This window comes from Candidatus Melainabacteria bacterium (genome assembly GCA_003963305.1).
Lineage (GTDB): Bacteria > Cyanobacteriota > Vampirovibrionia > Obscuribacterales > Obscuribacteraceae > PALSA-1081.
The window spans coordinates 184,976-201,540 of record RXJR01000004.1; the positions used below are offsets into that span (position 1 = coordinate 184,976).

Consider the following 16,565-nt stretch of genomic DNA (forward strand, 5'->3'; position numbering starts at 1 on the left):
TAGACGACCGGTCTAATATGTAAAAGTGACAGCGCAACTAGAACATCTGAAAGGCAGTTTGAAGCCATGGTTAGAACAAGCACAACCAAAGAAAGCACCAAGCTACAGTTACTTGAAGCCGGCATCGATATCATGATCGAGAAAGGTTACAACAACACTGGCATCATGGAAGTGTTGCAGAAGACAGGCGTGCCTAAAGGTTCGTTCTACTACTACTTCGACAGCAAAGAAGAGTTCGGGCTGCAAATAATCAACTATTTCAATGACAACATCGTCGTGAAAAAGCGCAGAGCACTTGAAGATAAGAGTGTCACGCCTCTCACCCGGCTGCGAAATTACTGCGATGATTTGATTGCCAACATCGAGTTGAATGAGTGCCGGAAGGGCTGCCTGATCGACAACTTAAGCCAGGAAATGGCGGATCAAAACGAAGTTTTCCGCTGTCGCCTCAAAGAAATAGGCGATCAATCGACGGCTGCTTTTGCCAGTTGCATCAAGGAAGGACAAGATCTCAAGGAAATTCCTCAGTGCTACAACAGCACGGAACTGGCAGAATTTTTCAATTATTCGATGAAGGGCGCCATTGCTCGCGCCAAGATTCTCAAAAATACTGAGCCTATAAAGGGCTTCATCAATTTGATGTTCAACCACTTTTTGAAAGTCCCATCCTAGGAAAACTTTGCGACTAAAGTGATGAAGCGGCGCAGCGTTCGTTTCGCCAATTGTAATAGACCGGTCGATTCAGCCAACAAATTCGCCCCTAAATTGCAGATTCAATCTATTCGCCTATTCGCCCCAATCTAATCGGATAACTCCGATCAACCAATCATTCCAACCCAAATTCCACCGTCACAATTTAAAAGCAGGAGTCATAAACCATGTGCACATCATCTTCCGATCTTCTTTCTGGAACGCTCCATCGTCCTTCCAATTATTGGCTGAGTTATCTCAGTGCCGGTCATCCGGAAACGCCCCTGTGCATTCTCGCTGAACTTGCGCACAGCACTGACCACACGATCCGCGTCAGGGTAGCCGAAAATAAGCTCACACCACTATTCATTCAGCGAATGCTCGTCACCGACTCGCATCCAGAGGTGCGCTCTGCGCTTGCCGAAAATCCGGCGGTCTCCGAGGAAATTCTCTGGAAACTGGCGAAAGACGAAGATCCAATCGTACGCTACGAGCTTGCCGACAATCCGAACATCGCTGTCACTTTGCTGATCACCCTCGTAAACGATGAGAATCCTTACGTATCAGTCCGAGCCGAACAAACCCTGGAAAAAATTCTGGCAGCCAGCAAGCAACCAGAAAGAGAGGAAAAGCTGGCAGCCTGACAGTTTTATAGATCGTGCGCCACGAGCGCCACGACACCACTGCAAACGAAGACTGCGCCGCGCGTCACGAAAAGCCCGCCAGCAAATCGTGGCGCGCGCCGCCCCACAAAATCCAAACCAATCGGATAAACTAATAAACCACGTAACTTTGGGAGCCTCATTCAATGACATCTGAGCAAGCATCTCCAGCATCTGCATCAAATATGGTGGCAGAGAAACCGAATCTATTTTCTCCGCTGAAGATTCGCGACATCACCTTGAAAAATCGCATCGGTGTTTCTCCTATGTGCCAATACAGTTCAGTTGACGGATTCGCCAACGACTGGCATCTGGTCCACCTGGGCTCCCGAGCAGTTGGTGGTGCAGCACTGGTAATTTGCGAAGCATCGGGTGTTGAAGCGAGAGGACGTATTACGCCGGACGATCTGGGCATCTACAAAGATGAACATATCGAGATGCTGAAGAAAATTACCAGCTTCATCGAAGAGTGGGGCGCTGTTCCCGGAATTCAACTTGCTCATGCGGGGCGCAAGGGATCAACCCTGAACCCATGGAAAGCAGCATCTCGGCATGCAAAGGTTGACCTGAAAGACGACGAGGGAGGCTGGGAAGTAGTTGGACCAAGTCCGGTGCCATTCAATCCGGAGTGGCGTAATCCGCATGAATTGACGATTTCCGAAATCAAAGAGATTCAGGAAAAATTTCGTCTGGCTACGCAACGAGCAATAAAAGCCGGATTTAAGTGGGTGGAGTTGCACGCGGCACACGGTTATCTGCTGAACAGTTTCTACTCACCACTGTCTAATTTCCGCAAAGATGAATATGGTGGCAGCTTTGAAAACAGAATACGATTTGTCGTCGAAACCGCTCGAATTATTCGCAGCGAATGGCCGGCAGGCTACCCGATGTCAGTACGGCTCTCGGCGACCGACTGGGTGGATGGCGGCTGGACTATCGAAGATTCCGTTGCCCTGTCAAAGATACTCAAGGCTGAAGGCGTAGACGTCATTGATTGCAGCAGCGGCAACGTGCGTGCCGGCGATAGATATCCCTATGCGCCCGGATTTCAGGTGCCGCTGGCCGCACAGGTAAAGGCTGAGGCGAATATCCTTGCTGCGGCAGTCGGTATGATCACAGAACCCGAGCAAGCCAATCAAATCATCCAGAAAGACCAGGCTGATATTGTCCTGTTGGCTCGGGAATTGATGCGAGATCCCTACTGGCCTCTCAGGGCTGCGAAACAACTCGGACTGCCTGCAACCGAGGCACTGCCGCGACGATATACATATGCGCTGTAATTCATAAGCCTCTCTAGTATGAGACTGCTTAGCTATGATTGTGCCTGGTTCGCGGGACCTATGGACAACGGAACTTTGCAGGTGCCTAAGAATGGAACTTTGTTGCGCCGCGCTGTATATTTAGAGGGAATTTTATGAGTTACGGCAGACTATGGCAAAGATCCTAATTGTTGAAGATGACGTTGATTTGACCGTCATGATCGTCGAATGGCTTTCTTTCGAACACCATTCCGTGGAAGTAGTCCACAACGGTCGCGAAGGCTTGGACAGGCTGAGACTTTGTCAATATGATGCCATCATCCTGGATTGGTCGCTGCCCGAAATTTCAGGACTTGAAATCTGCCGTCAGTATCGTCAAGAACAGGGCAAATCGCCGATCATCATGCTCACCGGCAAAAACAGCATTTCAGATAAAGAGAGCGGTCTTGACTCCGGAGCCGACGATTATCTCACCAAGCCATTCAATATGAAGGAATTATCGGCGCGACTGCGCGCTGTACTACGCAGAGCCTCCGGTTCGAACTCGAATATTCTCACTGTTGGAGATTTATCGATCGATCCAGGCAAGTACAAATTGACCAGGGCTGGAAAAGAGATTCAGTTATTACCGCGCGAATTTGCGTTGATGGAATTCCTGATGCGACATCCCGACGAAGTCTTTAGTGGAGACTCCTTATTACAACGAGTCTGGCATTCAGAAAGTGATGCTACATCAGAGGCATTACGCACCTGCATCAAACGATTGCGCCAAAAAATCGATGGCGATTCCGATGACTCTATAATTCAGACGATTCCGCGAGTCGGCTACAAATTACGCGTTCAGTAAACATGCGAAACAGCCGTTGATGGAGCCAAACAGCTTTTCTCTAGTTGCTATTTTCATCGTAGCGCTCCTCTATTCATCGGTAGGACATGGAGGCGCTTCGGGATATCTTGCCATTCTCGCACTCATGTCTGTGCCGAAACAAAACGCATCTTCCACAGCATTGATGCTCAATATTTTGGTGGCGTCTACCGCGGCGGCATCATATTATCGCTCCCGTTTTTTGAACCTTAAAAACACTGCACCATATTTGGTGGCGTCTGTTCCAGCCGCGTTTATCGGCGGTATGATCAAAGTTCCGAACAATATATATGAGGGGTTGTTGGCCATCAGTTTGTTAGTGGCGGCAATACGCCTGCTGCTGCCACCAAAAGAAACAGCAACAGCTGAGCTAAAACAACCCAATGCGGCTCTGGCAGCGGTTTGCGGTGCGACTATAGGATTGCTGTCAGGCATAGTCGGAATCGGCGGCGGAATTTTTCTCAGCCCGCTTATAGTGATCGCCGGTTGGGATACCGCCAAGCACGCCTCCGGAACTGCCGCACTCTTTATAGTAATAAACTCAATCGCTGGAATAACAGGAAGACTACTAACCAATTCCTTTGTAATCGGCTCAGACTGGTCCTTCCTGGTAGCAGCATTCGCAGGCGGTGTGATTGGATCGCATCTTGGCGCAAATATTTTTTCGCAAAATGCTCTAAAAAGAACCCTGGCTCTCGTACTCGGTATAGCATCGGCAAAGTTGTTAGTCGCTTAAAGCCCGCCCGTTAATCGTCTCCGAGATCGGGTGATATAAAGTCGTCACACCCTATACCGAAACAGGTGGATACCTGCAAAGCTGGATTACACGGGCGTTTCGGCTGTTTATGATGTGTTCATGGACGCAATGCATCACAAATCGGAGACAGCTATGACAAGCCTCAAATCGAAATCTGAACAACCAAAACTCACTTTAGTTCGCGGCAACCGTTACCAACAGCTTGAAGACTCTGAACTTGTTCTGTTGTGCCAGAAAAAAGATAAGGCTGCGTTCGATGCACTCATGAACCGTCACCAGCGCAACGTACACGCCATGCTCTATAAGATGGCACCGGATTGGAACGATACCGCCGACCTGGCTCAAGAAGCCTTCATCAGAATCTGGAAAGGCATCGACAAACTGCAAAATCCAAAAGCTTTCAAGTCCTGGATGGGTCAAATCGTCACGAACCTCTTCTATGACGAATTAAGAAAACGCCCACGTCAAACTGTCATCATGTCGCTGGATGCCCCCATCGGTGGTGACGAAGAAGGAGAATCGCCAACACGTGACATTCCTGACACAGCAGCTGGACCGGACGAACTTTACGATCGAAAAGATACGAGAAAAACCGTTGAAGCCGCTATTGCAACGCTTCCACGCCAGTTCAGAACTGCAATCATACTGCGCGAAGTAAACGATTTACCTTATGACGAAATCGCTGCAATCACACAAACCGACATCGGAACAGTCAAGTCGAGAATTTCAAGAGCAAGAACCAAAGTGCAGAACATCTTGCGCCCTCAATTCCGCGCTGAAAAATCAGCTTAGTTCTCTCACTGAGTCTGCGCAATCAGCTCAGACTCACCATCGGGAAGATAGAAGGATGAACAAAATGAAATTTGCACAAAACAACTCAAATACAGAAAAACTTTCCGCTGCCATCTCAGCAAAGCTATGCGGTGACAACATTTTTGCGTTGCACGTAAGCACCGCATTCTCGGACACGACAGTGCCCAAGACCACACTGGAAGACAAATCAAACGATAAGAACGAGTCGCTCAACGACAACGTTGTGTCCATAAAGGCAAACGCCGAAAGCGCTGGAGTGTGCGTGGATGGCGTGTGTTCAATCAGTTGGAAACCAAAGAGACCAAGTGCTGCGTAGTGAAAATTGTCATGGAGCGCACCCGCCCACGTAATTTTAAGTCATGGAGCGCACCCGCCCACGTAATTTTAAGTCATGGAGCGCACCCGTCCCGGGTGCACGTGAAGGATGCACTCGACGTGATGCACGTAAGACGCGTGCGCTCCATGTAACTTAAAATCGAAGTTATAAACTCCAACTTTTATATACAGTGCATAGCCGCACAAGTTTTATCGCCCACAGGATGCGTCATTCCAACGTCGAGGTATGCGAGGGTACCCCGATCGGTGGATACCTGAAAGGCTGGATTACACCGCTTCTCTGGCTCAGTACTATGAAGGAGTGGATAGCAATTCGACGCCTGGAGGCGATATGAAAACCGCGAAGACAGAAGCGAAACAAACAACTCTGAGCCTGGTCCGTAACAACTACAATGAGATGGATGACACTCAATTAGTACTGTTGTGTCAGCAACACGATCAGGCGGCCTTCGATGTTCTTATTAAGCGTCATCAACGCAGCCTCTACGCCATGCTTTATAAACTTGCTCCAGACTGGAACGACTCGGCAGACCTGGCTCAAGAAGCGTGTATCAGAATTTGGAAAGGCATCGGTAAGTTGCAAAACCCAAAAGCATTCAAGTCCTGGATGGGTCAAATTGTCACCAATCTTTTCTATGATGAATTACGAAAACGTCCGCGCCAAACCGTCATCCTCTCACTCGATGCTCCGATGAATGGCGATGATGAAGACAGCCCAACACGCGACCTGGCTGACCCAGCTGCGGGACCGGATGAGCTTTACGACCGCAAAGATTTGCGTAAAACCGTAGATGCAGCAATCTCAACTCTGCCACGTCAATTCAGAACGGCAATCATTTTGCGAGAAGTCGAAGACCTTCCTTACGATGAAATTGCCAAAATAACACAAACAGATATCGGCACCGTCAAATCAAGAATCTCCAGAGCTCGCACAAAAGTGCAAAATATCTTGCGCCCACAATTCCGAGCAGAAAAATCAGCTTAGATTAGTTCCTCACAACAAAGTTTAAGAGCCTCGAGTGGATGTCCCCCGACATTCACTCGATTTTTTAGAAGCGAAGCCGCACATGGTGCGAGCACAGATGTGATCAACCGTATCCAGATGGAACGAGCAAACAATACGATCAAACGATGCCCTGTTTCATAGCCTTCACGGCAGCTTCGGTGCGATCAGAAACAGCCAATTTCTCCATGATATGGCGCATATGAGTTTTGACTGTCTCCAGTCCCAGACCCAATCGCTCAGCGATTTTCTGATTGCTCAATCCATCGGCCACCAGGCGCAAAACCTCAGTCTCTCGCGGCGAGAGTGAGATATTAGTTTTCGGTGCTTTCGGAGGCGCTTTTGTCACCACCGCTGGTTGTGCTTCAGTTAACGAATAGGCACTGAGCACGCGATTGGCAATACCAGGATCAAGCCAGACAGCGCCATCGGCAACCATCTTAATAACTGTAGAAAGCTGCTGTGGAGCAATGTTTTTCAAACAATATCCATTAGCACCAGCACTCAGTGCTGCAAAGATTGTCTGGTCGCTTTTGTGAGAGGTGAGCATGATCACCCGCACGTCTGGAGCCTGTTCCTTAATTTGCTTCGTAGCCTCGATGCCGTCCATATTTGGCATCTCAATATCCATGAGAACGACTTCCGGTCTGGCTTCGATAGTGCGCTTCAATCCATCGGCACCGTCTGATGCTTCTCCAACAATGTTCAAACCGGAGATCTGCTCCAAGCTCAGCTTTAGACCCATTCTCGTGAATTCATGATCTTCAACGATCAGAATTTTGATATCTCGGTTATCTGAATTTTCCGTATTGTCTTCTGGCATCTACACAGCACTCTGCTTTAGGCGTCGGGGATCACTTGTCGGCTCCGAATCATCTGCCGTACGAACCGGCAGCGTGAATCTGAATGTGGTCATTTTAGCAACACTTGTATCACATTCGATTTGCCCGTTGTGAGACTCGATGATTTGCCTGCACAAGTAAAGACCTAAGCCGCTGCTTCCCTTATATGACTTGTGCCCAGTGCCGTGCCAATAACGTTCGAATAAATGACTTTTGTCTTCAGGTTTAATACCGATGCCATTGTCTGTGACCTCGAAAACTACTGTGTCAGCTTGATTCCTTGCTCTTGCAGTGACAGTCCCACCCTTGCTGAATTTAAGCGAATTGTCAAGAAGATTTGTAATAACGCGGCGAATAGCAGTGCGATCTGCAAAAACTGAATGCAATTCAGCAGGAAAATCTGAAATAAGTGTCACATTCTGCTCAGCAGCTAGGGCAGCAAGCTCATCAATACAGGTCATTGCCAAAAGCTTCAAGTCGACCTCATCGCAGTACAGGGCCTTAGCACCTTCCTCATAGTGATAAATGTCGAGAAGACTCTCAATCATGTGCAGCAGGTTCTCATTGTTCTTTTTCAGCATTTGCACAAAGCTGACCAGTTCTGGCGAAACGTTGCCATCAATTTTTCCAAGCAGCAAGAGCAAAGCGCGATCGGAGGCGATAACAGGCGTTTGCAGATCGTGTGCCAATGTAGCAACAAAGTCTTTGCGCTGAAGATCGAGTAAAACACGCTCAGTCACGTCAGTGCCGATAAGAATAGTGCCTGTAAACTGTTCTCTATTCGAGGTAGGCCATACTGCCAGGTCGCAGTAACGGCTGGTTTCACTCCCGGTGCCTTCATAAACCTGCAAATCATGGACAAGATAAGGACGGCTGTTCTCCACAGCTTCTCGCACTGCCGGCGGCAATCCAGGTAAAGCCGTGAAAATGGACTGATTGGCGACATCTTCACTTAATGAAAATTGATCCGCGAACATTTGATTGGTCTCAATAAAATTATGATTCCTATCAAGTCTGGCGTAGCCCACTGGAGCATGAACAAGAACCGAGCGGATCGCACGAGCTTCATTCCGTTCACGCTCAGCCTCCTGCCGCAATCGTTCTTCTGTTGCTTGCAGCTTGGCTGTGTATTCACGTTGCTCCATAGCGCGAATGTGTTCTGATTGCCGCTTAATTTCTTCAGTCTTTCTGAACAAGTCGACGAACACTGTAACTTTGGAACGCAAAATCTCAGGCGCAAACGGCTTCATGATGTAGTCGACGGCACCGACGGAATAACCGCGAAAGGCGTCCTGGTCATCGAGAAACATTGCCGTGACGAAAATAATTGGCGTGTGCTTCGATTTTTCTCTTTCACGAACAATTCGCGCCACTTCAAAACCGTCCATTTCCGGCATCATGACGTCGAGCAAAATCACTGCGAACTCTTGATCCAGCAAGTATTTAAGCGCTTCTTTACCAGACTGCGCTTCGACAAGATTGCATCCAAGTGATCCAAGAGTGGCTTTCAAAACGAGCAGATTTTCAGGGCGATCGTCGACCAGCAGAATATTGATTTTTTCGCCCGTCGTCATCGTCGCTCCAAAACAGAAAAAGCTACCGATCGCTCAACGCATCAGCCTGAAATTGCTTAATCTCAGTATAACCTGAAGCAATGGTCAATTAAATACCGAAAAAAACTGAGACAGAACCATCCAGCCGGCGCTCTACGCGCACACTCTCCACTTTGCGTCCATCGCCCTTGTCGAGTTCGCGAACTGCCAGTCGCTTCAGTTTTTCGACTATCGAACAAAGCTCAGAGTCAGAGCCTGCAAGAACACCATAATGCAATTTAGCGGCCAACCGTAATGCCTGATCGAGATTATCGATCTCGTAAATTGCGTTGCCATCCTGGCATGATGACTTTGCTTCACCTGTGAGAAACGCGGATGGCTCCGCCTTTCGCTCGTTACTTCTGTCACGATCGAGTGTCATATTCACTCCACCTTTCATTGAATTCCACTAAAATATTGGCGAATAAAGCAGTAATTAGTTCCAAATTACTCAAACTGTAGTTTGAAATAGACACAGTCTGCAAGCCAGTTTTCGTTGACAATAATCCACAAGACATTAATATCAACCCAAAACAGGTCCGCATGACACGAATTTATTAGCAACCAAATGCGGTCGCACAGAGCCACCAGATTCGGTGCAGCAAGGTCATGCCTGAAAGCCCTCTAATGGTCGCATTTAGCAATGTATACCGGGTATTAGCATGTCTGCCGCTCGTCTAGTAAGCTATTAGAAGACAGAAGCGCGATCCAATGGAAGTCAATAGTCCTCAGTGAACCTCGAAAACACCGCCAAATCCGTCACCCGAAAAGCCTGTATCTCTTGCGGGCAGGAGTTTAGCGGGGATACCGCTGTCTGCCCTCATGACGGCACGACATTGACTCCCCTGGTCCAGGAGGACATGGTCGGCAAAATCATCGGTGAGAAGTACGAAGTGCTCGAAACCATCGGTGGCGGCGGCATGGGCATGATTTACAAAGCCAAGCACATATTGATGAAGCGCATTGTCGCTATCAAAATGATGCACCCGCAATACGTCTCTTCAGCCTCAAATTTAAAACGATTTCAGCAAGAAGCACAGGCGGCTAGCGCACTCAACCACCCCAACATTCTGGCGGTGTTCGATTTCGGTTTGACGCCTGAGGGCGCGCCTTACCTCGTCATGGACTTCCTCGAGGGCACCAATCTGGCCGAAGTGCTCGATGAACTCGGTCTTTTGCCGGCCAGCCGCGCCACCAACATCTTCGCCCAGGCCTGCGCCGGATTAGCTCACGCTCATTCAAAAGGAGTTATCCATCGAGATCTTAAGCCGGGCAATATCATGCTTGTCGAATTCGATCAGCGCAAAGATTTCGTCAAAATCGTCGACTTCGGCATCGCCAAAGTACTGCCCAGCGGCGACGAAAGCGAGTCAAGCCATCTGACCGCCACGGGCGAAGTCTTCGGCAGTCCACTTTACATGAGTCCTGAACAGTGCCGCGGTCGTAACCTCGACATCCGCTCGGACATCTACTCCCTTGGCTGCGTGATGTATCGGACCCTGACTGGGAGCTCCCCCTTCTTCGGACAAGATCCGATGGAGTGCATGTACAAGCAGGTCAACGAAGCGCCAAACAAATTTTTCGATGCGAACCCTGACTCGAAGGTTCCAGAAGCGCTGGAAGCGATTGTATTCAAATGCCTTGCGAAGGAACCAGCCGACCGATACCAGACAATGCACGAATTAAAAGATGCGTTGCTCGAATTCGCTATCAACACACCAGGGGTGGTGCTTGATCCGGAAGTGTTGGGTTCACTGCAAAGCAGCACCACTTTGACACCACTTGTGAAACCAGCTACTCCACTGGAAAACACAAGAGAAATTACCAAACCGCAAAAACAAACCAAACCGCCAAACAACGCAGAACTGACTCCAGCTAACGCAGCGACCACGCCGTTGCCTTCCTCTGGTCAGGCAGTTGCTGGCTCAGGTGCCGATGCGGGGTCGCAGCCACCAACCTCAGGCACGGGAGCACAGCAGGGCACTTCTGGTGCAGCAGCGAACGGACAGTCTGGTCAAGCTGGACAGGGTGCCGGACGCTGGACTAGCTCTCACAAAAAACCTGCACAACCTGCATGGATGCATTGGGCGCCTATCGCCGCCGCCGTGGTCGTGGTGATAGTCGGTCTGGGCGTCGCCGTCAAGATTGCCAGCAATCGCCCTCAGTCGACAGGTCAACCAGCTCAACACACAGTTTCATTTGATAACTCCATGGACATCGCGTCCAATTTCTACAACAAAGCCGATTACAGCAGCGCCACTAATCAAATTAACGAAACCCTCAAAAGAAATGACTTAACAGACGACCGCAAAGCTGAAGCACTAAACTTGTTGGGCGACATCGAGCGCGAAGCATTTCAATACGATGGGGCAATTTCAAGCTATCAACAAGTTCTCGACATAGAAAATAAGTCAAAAGAGCCAAAACAAAGTTTTATCGCCCACGCCTTGAATGGGCTTGGTCATATCTATACAAAGAAAGGCGAAGTCGGCAAAGCGCGAGAAGCTCTGAACAAGGCACTCAAGATCGACCAAGATTTCAGTGGCGACGACCACATCGAATTTGCACGAACATCTTTCGAACTGGGAAATCTCGCTCTCAAGGAAGGCAAAATAGCCGACGCGAAAAAGTATCTGCTCCAGGCAAAACAAATCATCGAGAATGCAAAAGGTCCAAACGACCCTGAGACCGCCTCTGTCTGCAATGCGCTGGCTCAGGTTTATCAATACGACGGCAAATACAAAGATGCCGAAGCGCTCTATAACAAAGCCCTGAAGATTCGCACCACGAAGTTGACGCCCGGGAACATCGAAACGGCGGACACGCTGCTTTGCCTGGGCACACTCGATTTTGCCACCCGCAAATACGCTTCTGCTGAGTCGCAATTGCAACAGGCTTTATCGATTTACCAGAAGAAGTTTGGTGACAGAAATGAAACCGTGGCGGAAAATCAGTTCTGTCTCGCGGTTCTCTACGATCAACAGAAACAATACGCAAAAGCCGAACCTTTCTACAAAGGCGCCTACGAAACTCAGAAACAGATTCTTGGAGCAAACAATCCGAAAACTTTGAGAACCCAGAAGTATTACGCAAATGTCCTTACGAAATTACGCAAAACAGACCAGGCACAAAAAGTACTATCAGGACAGTGATGAACCTGTGAATGCTTTCAAGCCCAAATCAAATCCGGTTATGGCGGGCTTGAAATGGCTTATCCTGATGTTTCTCATCGGTATCCTGGCCTGGATTCTGACCAAAATATCGCTCGGTATTCCGGCCTTCTCGACACTACCGACGGTGTATGAAGTAGGCAACGGAGTCGCTTTATTCGACCGTTTCAACCACCACATCACCACTGTCTATGCAGATAGAGACAGCATTCCCATTCCACTTGCGAAGATGTCTTCGCACATTCGCCACGCCGCCATCGCAGCTGAAGATCATCGCTTCTTTGAACATCACGGTGTCGACCCATGGGGTGTCACAAGAGCTATCCTGACAAACGTGAAGGCAGGGCACATGCGCCAGGGTGGTTCGACAATCACCCAGCAACTGGTGCGCAATCTCTATCTTGATCCGCAAGATCGCAGTGCCAAGCGAAAAATCATGGAAGCGCTGCTTTCAGTTGACGTGGAGTTGAATAATTCCAAAAGCAGAATTTTGGAAACCTATTTGAACGATATCTACTTCGGCAGAGGTGTTTACGGCATCGAACGTGCGGCCGGCACCTACTTCAACAAACACGCCGGTGCACTCGATATCGGAGAATCGGCGTTTCTGGCAGGGTTAATTAGAGCCCCATCCAAAATGAGCGACCCCAGGTACCTTGACGATGCGCTCGACAGACAGCACCAGGTGCTCGACGCTATGGCAGAAGAAGGTTTCATCACGCAAGAACAGGCTGATAGCGTCAAAGCCAAGAAGCTTGTTTTCCGCAAAGGTGCAGCACCGACGCAGCCGTATCCATACTATGCAAACTACGTCGTTCAGCTCCTCAAAAATCAATTCTCAGAAACACAGTTGTGGGGCAGCGGTCTGCGAGTCTATACGAACCTGGACCCGGAAGCGCAAAACGCAGCCGAGAAGGAATTAAATAAGGGTATTGAAACTGCACCGAACGGCATCAGCCAGGGTGCCCTGGTTACAATCAGTGTCAAAGATGGCGGAGTACTGGCACTGGTCGGCGGAGTCGGTGATTACCGTTTACATCAGTTCAACAGGGCCACCAACCCTCACACGGCAGGATCTTCATTCAAGCCTTTTGTTTATCTGACAGGCATCATGGACGATGCTTTGAAACCAGATACGGTGCTTGATGATTTGCCACTGACCATCAATGTCGGTTTTGGGCAACGCTATTCTCCCAAAAACTTCGATGGTCGGTACCTGGGCAAAATCACTGTCAGAACGGCACTGATGCTGTCCAGAAACCTCTGTTCAATCAGAATCGCACAGGCAGTTGGACCAGATAAAATCATTGCTACCGCGCGAGCAGCGGGAATCACAAGCCCACTGAACAACGACCTGCCACTGGCGCTGGGCGCGTCAGCCGTTTCACCGCTCGAGTTAGCTAACGCGTATGCGACGTTAGCTCGCAAGGGCGTTTTCATGCCCTGGCAGATGATTCGACAAATCGATGACAATCAAGGTCACAAACTGCAAGAGATTGTTGCGCAGCCCAAATCGGTATTTCCTTCCGAACCTGTTTTGCAGTTGGTCGACATATTGCAAGACGTAGTCAACAAAGGCACCGGCACACTGGCGAGATTGCCGAACATTGCAGTAGCCGGAAAAACAGGCACGGCGGACAAAGCACGCGATATATGGTTTGTCGGTTTCACGCCTGACACAGTCACAGCAGTCTGGGGCGGCAACGACGATTACAGCGAAGTGCGCGGTAACGTAACGGGCGGCACTGTCATGGCGAAAATCTGGCACGATTACATGACGGATTTTTACAAGACCCATGAACCGCCTACAGTGGCATTCGACACACCTTCAGTGCCATTTGCAAAGAAGATTTCGCGAGTCAATCCAAGTGTGCTCAAACAAATCGAAGACACTGAAGCAGGATTGAACGCCAGCGAAAGTTCCAATTCGGGCGACGGTGAACAAGCCGCCAACAGTGAGGCGAACACCAACGGCACTGAAGACGAGCAAGACGGCGCATATCAAAAGATTCCAGACGCACCTCCGCCGCCGGAAGATCCAAACCAAAAGCCAGTCACCGACGGTCAAACTCATACCGAGCCATTGCAACCACAAGCGGATGGTCACAAAGAAGAAACGCCGGCTAAGGCACCAGAACCGCAGCAGGAACCTCTCCGCGCCCCGGAAATCCACCAACCAGGGCCCGAGCCTGCCCCGTCACTCCGTGGCGAAACCCCGACGGCTGCGCCTACTAGCAATTAGATCACCAGCAAACAGTAGCGGGAAATAGAGCGATGAAAACAAACGCAGCACGGTTGCTAGACAAACTTAAAATCAGTTACGAACTGAAAGAATATGAAGTAGATCCAGAAGATCTGACTGCGCAGACCGTTGCAAACAAAATTGGATTTCCTTGCAATCAGGTGTTTAAAACTCTCGCGGCCATCGGCAACAAAAATGGCGTATTGCTGGCTGTGGTACCGGGCGACACTCAACTAGATCTGAAGTCCGTAGCAAAGATCAGTGGAAATTCAGACGTGAAGCTGGCACCACTGAAAGACGTAGAGAATCTGACTGGTTATATTCGCGGCGGCGTGACCGCTTTAGCCTGCAAAAAACCATACCCGGTTTACGTTCATGAAAGTATCACAGAATTCGATCGCATCTCGATTTCAGCTGGGCAGCGCGGCATCCAGATAATAATAAAGCCCCAGGATTATATCGATGCCGTCAAAGCAAAGGTAGCTGCAATCGCAAAGGAAGAGCAGACAACCTGATATCCCATCGGATACCGAACTGCAAATGTATACCGAAGGACCGTGGAGCTACTGAACAGTAAGTGGATAATAACCACTTCCACTTGTTTAGAGATATACTCAACGATGTCGCCTGGACGACCTTTGCCTTGACTGTCACCGTAAATACGGTGTCGATTGGAGACTACATATGTCAATGTCAGTTGAGCTGATTCAAAATGCTTTTCCCCGGTTAAGCGAGGACGAAATGGATTTGCTCGTGCCTTATGCCAGCTGCGAGCACTTCCAGGATGGCGAGGTGGTTTTTACCGCAGGCAAAGCCGATATGGACATGTTCGTAGTTCGGTCAGGCGAACTGGAAATCCTCAATCCACACGAAGCAGATAGTGTGCTCGTCACGCATGAGTCAGGGCAATTTTCCGGCGATATCGACTTACTGACACGCCGCCCCGTAAATGTGAGCGGCAGAGCGAAAGGCGCGACACACGTAATGCGCGTCAGCAACGAAAGACTGAGGGAAATCCTCAATCGCATGCCTAGATTGTCTGAAACATTGCTCAGTGCTTTCCAACTGCGCAGAATGCTTCTGGAAAAGAGCAGCAAAATCGGACTGAAGGTCCTCGGTTACGCGCAGTGCAGAGACACCACCGAAGTGCGCGAATTTCTTCATAAGAACTTTGTGCCGTTCAGGTTTTATGACGTGATGACAGAGGACGGGAAACGAGTTCATACTGAGCTGGGATTGCCAGATACATTCCCGGCAGTTGAATGTCGTGATGGAACCTTGCTAATCAAACCGACTTTGCAAGACATCGCCCGCGGTGCCGGAATATGGCAGCATTGCCCGAGCGCAACAACCGACTTGATTGTCATCGGCGCAGGTCCTGCCGGCATAACAGCGGCAGTTTATGCCGCATCCGAAGGTCTGGAGACTTTTGTAATCGACAAACTTGGACCGGGCGGACAGGCTGGTGGCTCTTCTAAGATTGAAAATTTCATCGGCTTTCCATCTGGGCTCTCAGGTACGGAATTAGCCACTCGCGGCGTTTTGCAGATGCTGAAATTTGGCGCACATCTTGTCGCCCCGGTAAAAGTTTCTAAATTGGCCATCAAAGAGGGCTACAACGGTGTCGATGTAACCATGGATTGTGGTGCAGTCGTAACCGCCAAAGTGGCTCTGATAGCAGCTGGAGTACGGTGGAAAAAACTGGAAGCGCTCAATGCACATAGATACGAAAGATCTGGAGTCTACTATGCCTGTACGAGTATCGAAGCAACACTTCACGATCATGAAGACGTCGCCGTTGTAGGAGCAGGAAACTCTGCCGGACAAGCGGCCATGTTCCTGGCTAATTGCTGTCCGGGAAGGAAAGTACATCTGGTTGTCCGCGGTGTGCTGGGACCAAGCATGTCTGAGTATTTGCACCAACGTATCCTGCAAGACAAGAATATTGTTGTGCACGAAGGCGCCGAGATCAGTGAAGTGCACGGCGATATGCAGATCAAATCGATTAAAATCGTGTCGAAAACTCAAGGCACCTTCGATTTACCAGCTGCGGCCGTTTTTGTATTTATTGGCGCCGAAGCCGATCACAGCTGGATTCCAGACAGCATCGCGCGAGACGATAAAGGATTCGTGCTAACCGGAGTCGATGCACTCAATTCAGGACTCTGGCCTCTGAAAGACCGAACGCCCTGCGTTCTTGAGACTAGCATGCCACGCGTACTAGCTGCAGGCGATATACGTTCCGGAACTACAAAGCGTGTAGGCTTCGCAGTTGGTGACGGCTCACTGGCAGTTTCGTGCGCTCACAACTTGCTACAAATCGGTTAGCCCTTA

General features: G+C 49.5%; 15 protein-coding genes. 12 read left to right on the top strand and 3 right to left on the bottom strand.

The features are described from left to right. Positions 1-66: 66 nt before the first annotated feature. The 8 genes from EKK48_05050 (at position 67) to EKK48_05085 (ending at position 6,367) form a co-directional block, all read left to right on the top strand. Complete coding sequence (locus tag EKK48_05050) at positions 67-672, top strand: TetR family transcriptional regulator (protein RTL44621.1); 606 nt, start codon at positions 67-69, stop codon at positions 670-672. A 206-nt stretch (positions 673-878) separates the two neighbouring features. Continuing rightward, a complete protein-coding gene (locus EKK48_05055) occupies positions 879-1,334 on the top strand; it encodes a hypothetical protein (protein ID RTL44622.1) in 456 nt (151 codons plus the stop codon). Between the two features lie 203 nt (positions 1,335-1,537). Beyond that, entirely contained in the window at positions 1,538-2,632 is a 1,095-nt protein-coding gene (locus EKK48_05060; protein RTL44994.1) for an NADH:flavin oxidoreductase/NADH oxidase, read from the top strand. 151 nt (positions 2,633-2,783) lie between these two features. After that, the gene (locus EKK48_05065; GenBank protein RTL44623.1) at positions 2,784-3,458 is read left to right on the top strand and encodes a response regulator transcription factor; all 675 of its coding nucleotides are present in this window, start codon (positions 2,784-2,786) and stop codon (positions 3,456-3,458) included. A gap of 19 nt (positions 3,459-3,477) precedes the next feature. Continuing rightward, entirely contained in the window at positions 3,478-4,212 is a 735-nt protein-coding gene (locus EKK48_05070) for a sulfite exporter TauE/SafE family protein (GenBank protein RTL44624.1), read from the top strand. A gap of 120 nt (positions 4,213-4,332) precedes the next feature. Further along, complete coding sequence (locus tag EKK48_05075; GenBank protein ID RTL44625.1) at positions 4,333-5,025, top strand: sigma-70 family RNA polymerase sigma factor; 693 nt, start codon at positions 4,333-4,335, stop codon at positions 5,023-5,025. A 64-nt stretch (positions 5,026-5,089) separates the two neighbouring features. Next, positions 5,090-5,362, top strand: a complete 273-nt coding sequence (locus EKK48_05080; protein RTL44626.1) for a hypothetical protein — start codon at positions 5,090-5,092, stop codon at positions 5,360-5,362. A gap of 246 nt (positions 5,363-5,608) precedes the next feature. Further along, positions 5,609-6,367, top strand: coding sequence for a sigma-70 family RNA polymerase sigma factor (locus EKK48_05085; GenBank protein ID RTL44627.1), 759 nt, complete (start codon positions 5,609-5,611; stop codon positions 6,365-6,367). Between the two features lie 139 nt (positions 6,368-6,506). On the opposite strand, the gene EKK48_05090 is transcribed toward EKK48_05085, so the two are convergent. The 3 genes from EKK48_05090 to EKK48_05100 form a co-directional block, all read right to left on the bottom strand. Further along, positions 6,507-7,169, bottom strand: a complete 663-nt coding sequence (locus EKK48_05090) for a response regulator transcription factor (protein ID RTL44995.1) — start codon at positions 7,167-7,169, stop codon at positions 6,507-6,509. A 39-nt stretch (positions 7,170-7,208) separates the two neighbouring features. Continuing rightward, positions 7,209-8,801: a response regulator gene (locus EKK48_05095; protein RTL44628.1), complete on the bottom strand. Its 1,593-nt coding sequence runs from the start codon at positions 8,799-8,801 to the stop codon at positions 7,209-7,211. Between the two features lie 88 nt (positions 8,802-8,889). Next, a complete protein-coding gene (locus EKK48_05100) occupies positions 8,890-9,201 on the bottom strand; it encodes a hypothetical protein (protein RTL44629.1) in 312 nt (103 codons plus the stop codon). A gap of 349 nt (positions 9,202-9,550) precedes the next feature. On the opposite strand from EKK48_05100, the gene EKK48_05105 reads away from it, so the two are divergent. From EKK48_05105 to EKK48_05120, 4 genes are all read left to right on the top strand, one after another. Further along, entirely contained in the window at positions 9,551-11,971 is a 2,421-nt protein-coding gene (locus EKK48_05105) for a serine/threonine-protein kinase (GenBank protein RTL44630.1), read from the top strand. Continuing rightward, positions 11,913-14,231, top strand: coding sequence for a PBP1A family penicillin-binding protein (locus tag EKK48_05110; protein ID RTL44631.1), 2,319 nt, complete (start codon positions 11,913-11,915; stop codon positions 14,229-14,231). The genes EKK48_05105 and EKK48_05110 overlap by 59 nt, the downstream gene beginning before the upstream one ends. A gap of 32 nt (positions 14,232-14,263) precedes the next feature. Further along, complete coding sequence (gene ybaK, locus EKK48_05115) at positions 14,264-14,746, top strand: Cys-tRNA(Pro) deacylase (GenBank protein ID RTL44632.1); 483 nt, start codon at positions 14,264-14,266, stop codon at positions 14,744-14,746. A 169-nt stretch (positions 14,747-14,915) separates the two neighbouring features. Further along, the gene (locus tag EKK48_05120; protein RTL44633.1) at positions 14,916-16,559 is read left to right on the top strand and encodes a cyclic nucleotide-binding domain-containing protein; all 1,644 of its coding nucleotides are present in this window, start codon (positions 14,916-14,918) and stop codon (positions 16,557-16,559) included. Positions 16,560-16,565 lie beyond the last annotated feature (6 nt).

Bases quoted from the DNA above. Each gene is read 5' to 3' on its own strand.
- EKK48_05100 (RTL44629.1), bottom strand. From the start codon at position 9,201: ATGACACTCGATCGTGACAGAAGTAACGAGCGAAAGGCGGAGCCATCC.
- EKK48_05110 (RTL44631.1), top strand. From the start codon at position 11,913: ATGTCCTTACGAAATTACGCAAAACAGACCAGGCACAAAAAGTACTAT.
- EKK48_05060 (RTL44994.1), top strand. From the start codon at position 1,538: ATGGTGGCAGAGAAACCGAATCTATTTTCTCCGCTGAAGATTCGCGAC.
- ybaK (RTL44632.1), top strand. From the start codon at position 14,264: ATGAAAACAAACGCAGCACGGTTGCTAGACAAACTTAAAATCAGTTAC.
- EKK48_05080 (RTL44626.1), top strand. From the start codon at position 5,090: ATGAAATTTGCACAAAACAACTCAAATACAGAAAAACTTTCCGCTGCC.
- EKK48_05085 (RTL44627.1), top strand. From the start codon at position 5,609: ATGCGAGGGTACCCCGATCGGTGGATACCTGAAAGGCTGGATTACACC.
- EKK48_05050 (RTL44621.1), top strand. From the start codon at position 67: ATGGTTAGAACAAGCACAACCAAAGAAAGCACCAAGCTACAGTTACTT.
- EKK48_05120 (RTL44633.1), top strand. From the start codon at position 14,916: ATGTCAATGTCAGTTGAGCTGATTCAAAATGCTTTTCCCCGGTTAAGC.
- EKK48_05095 (RTL44628.1), bottom strand. From the start codon at position 8,801: ATGACGACGGGCGAAAAAATCAATATTCTGCTGGTCGACGATCGCCCT.
- EKK48_05075 (RTL44625.1), top strand. From the start codon at position 4,333: ATGGACGCAATGCATCACAAATCGGAGACAGCTATGACAAGCCTCAAA.
- EKK48_05055 (RTL44622.1), top strand. From the start codon at position 879: ATGTGCACATCATCTTCCGATCTTCTTTCTGGAACGCTCCATCGTCCT.
- EKK48_05070 (RTL44624.1), top strand. From the start codon at position 3,478: ATGGAGCCAAACAGCTTTTCTCTAGTTGCTATTTTCATCGTAGCGCTC.
- EKK48_05065 (RTL44623.1), top strand. From the start codon at position 2,784: ATGGCAAAGATCCTAATTGTTGAAGATGACGTTGATTTGACCGTCATG.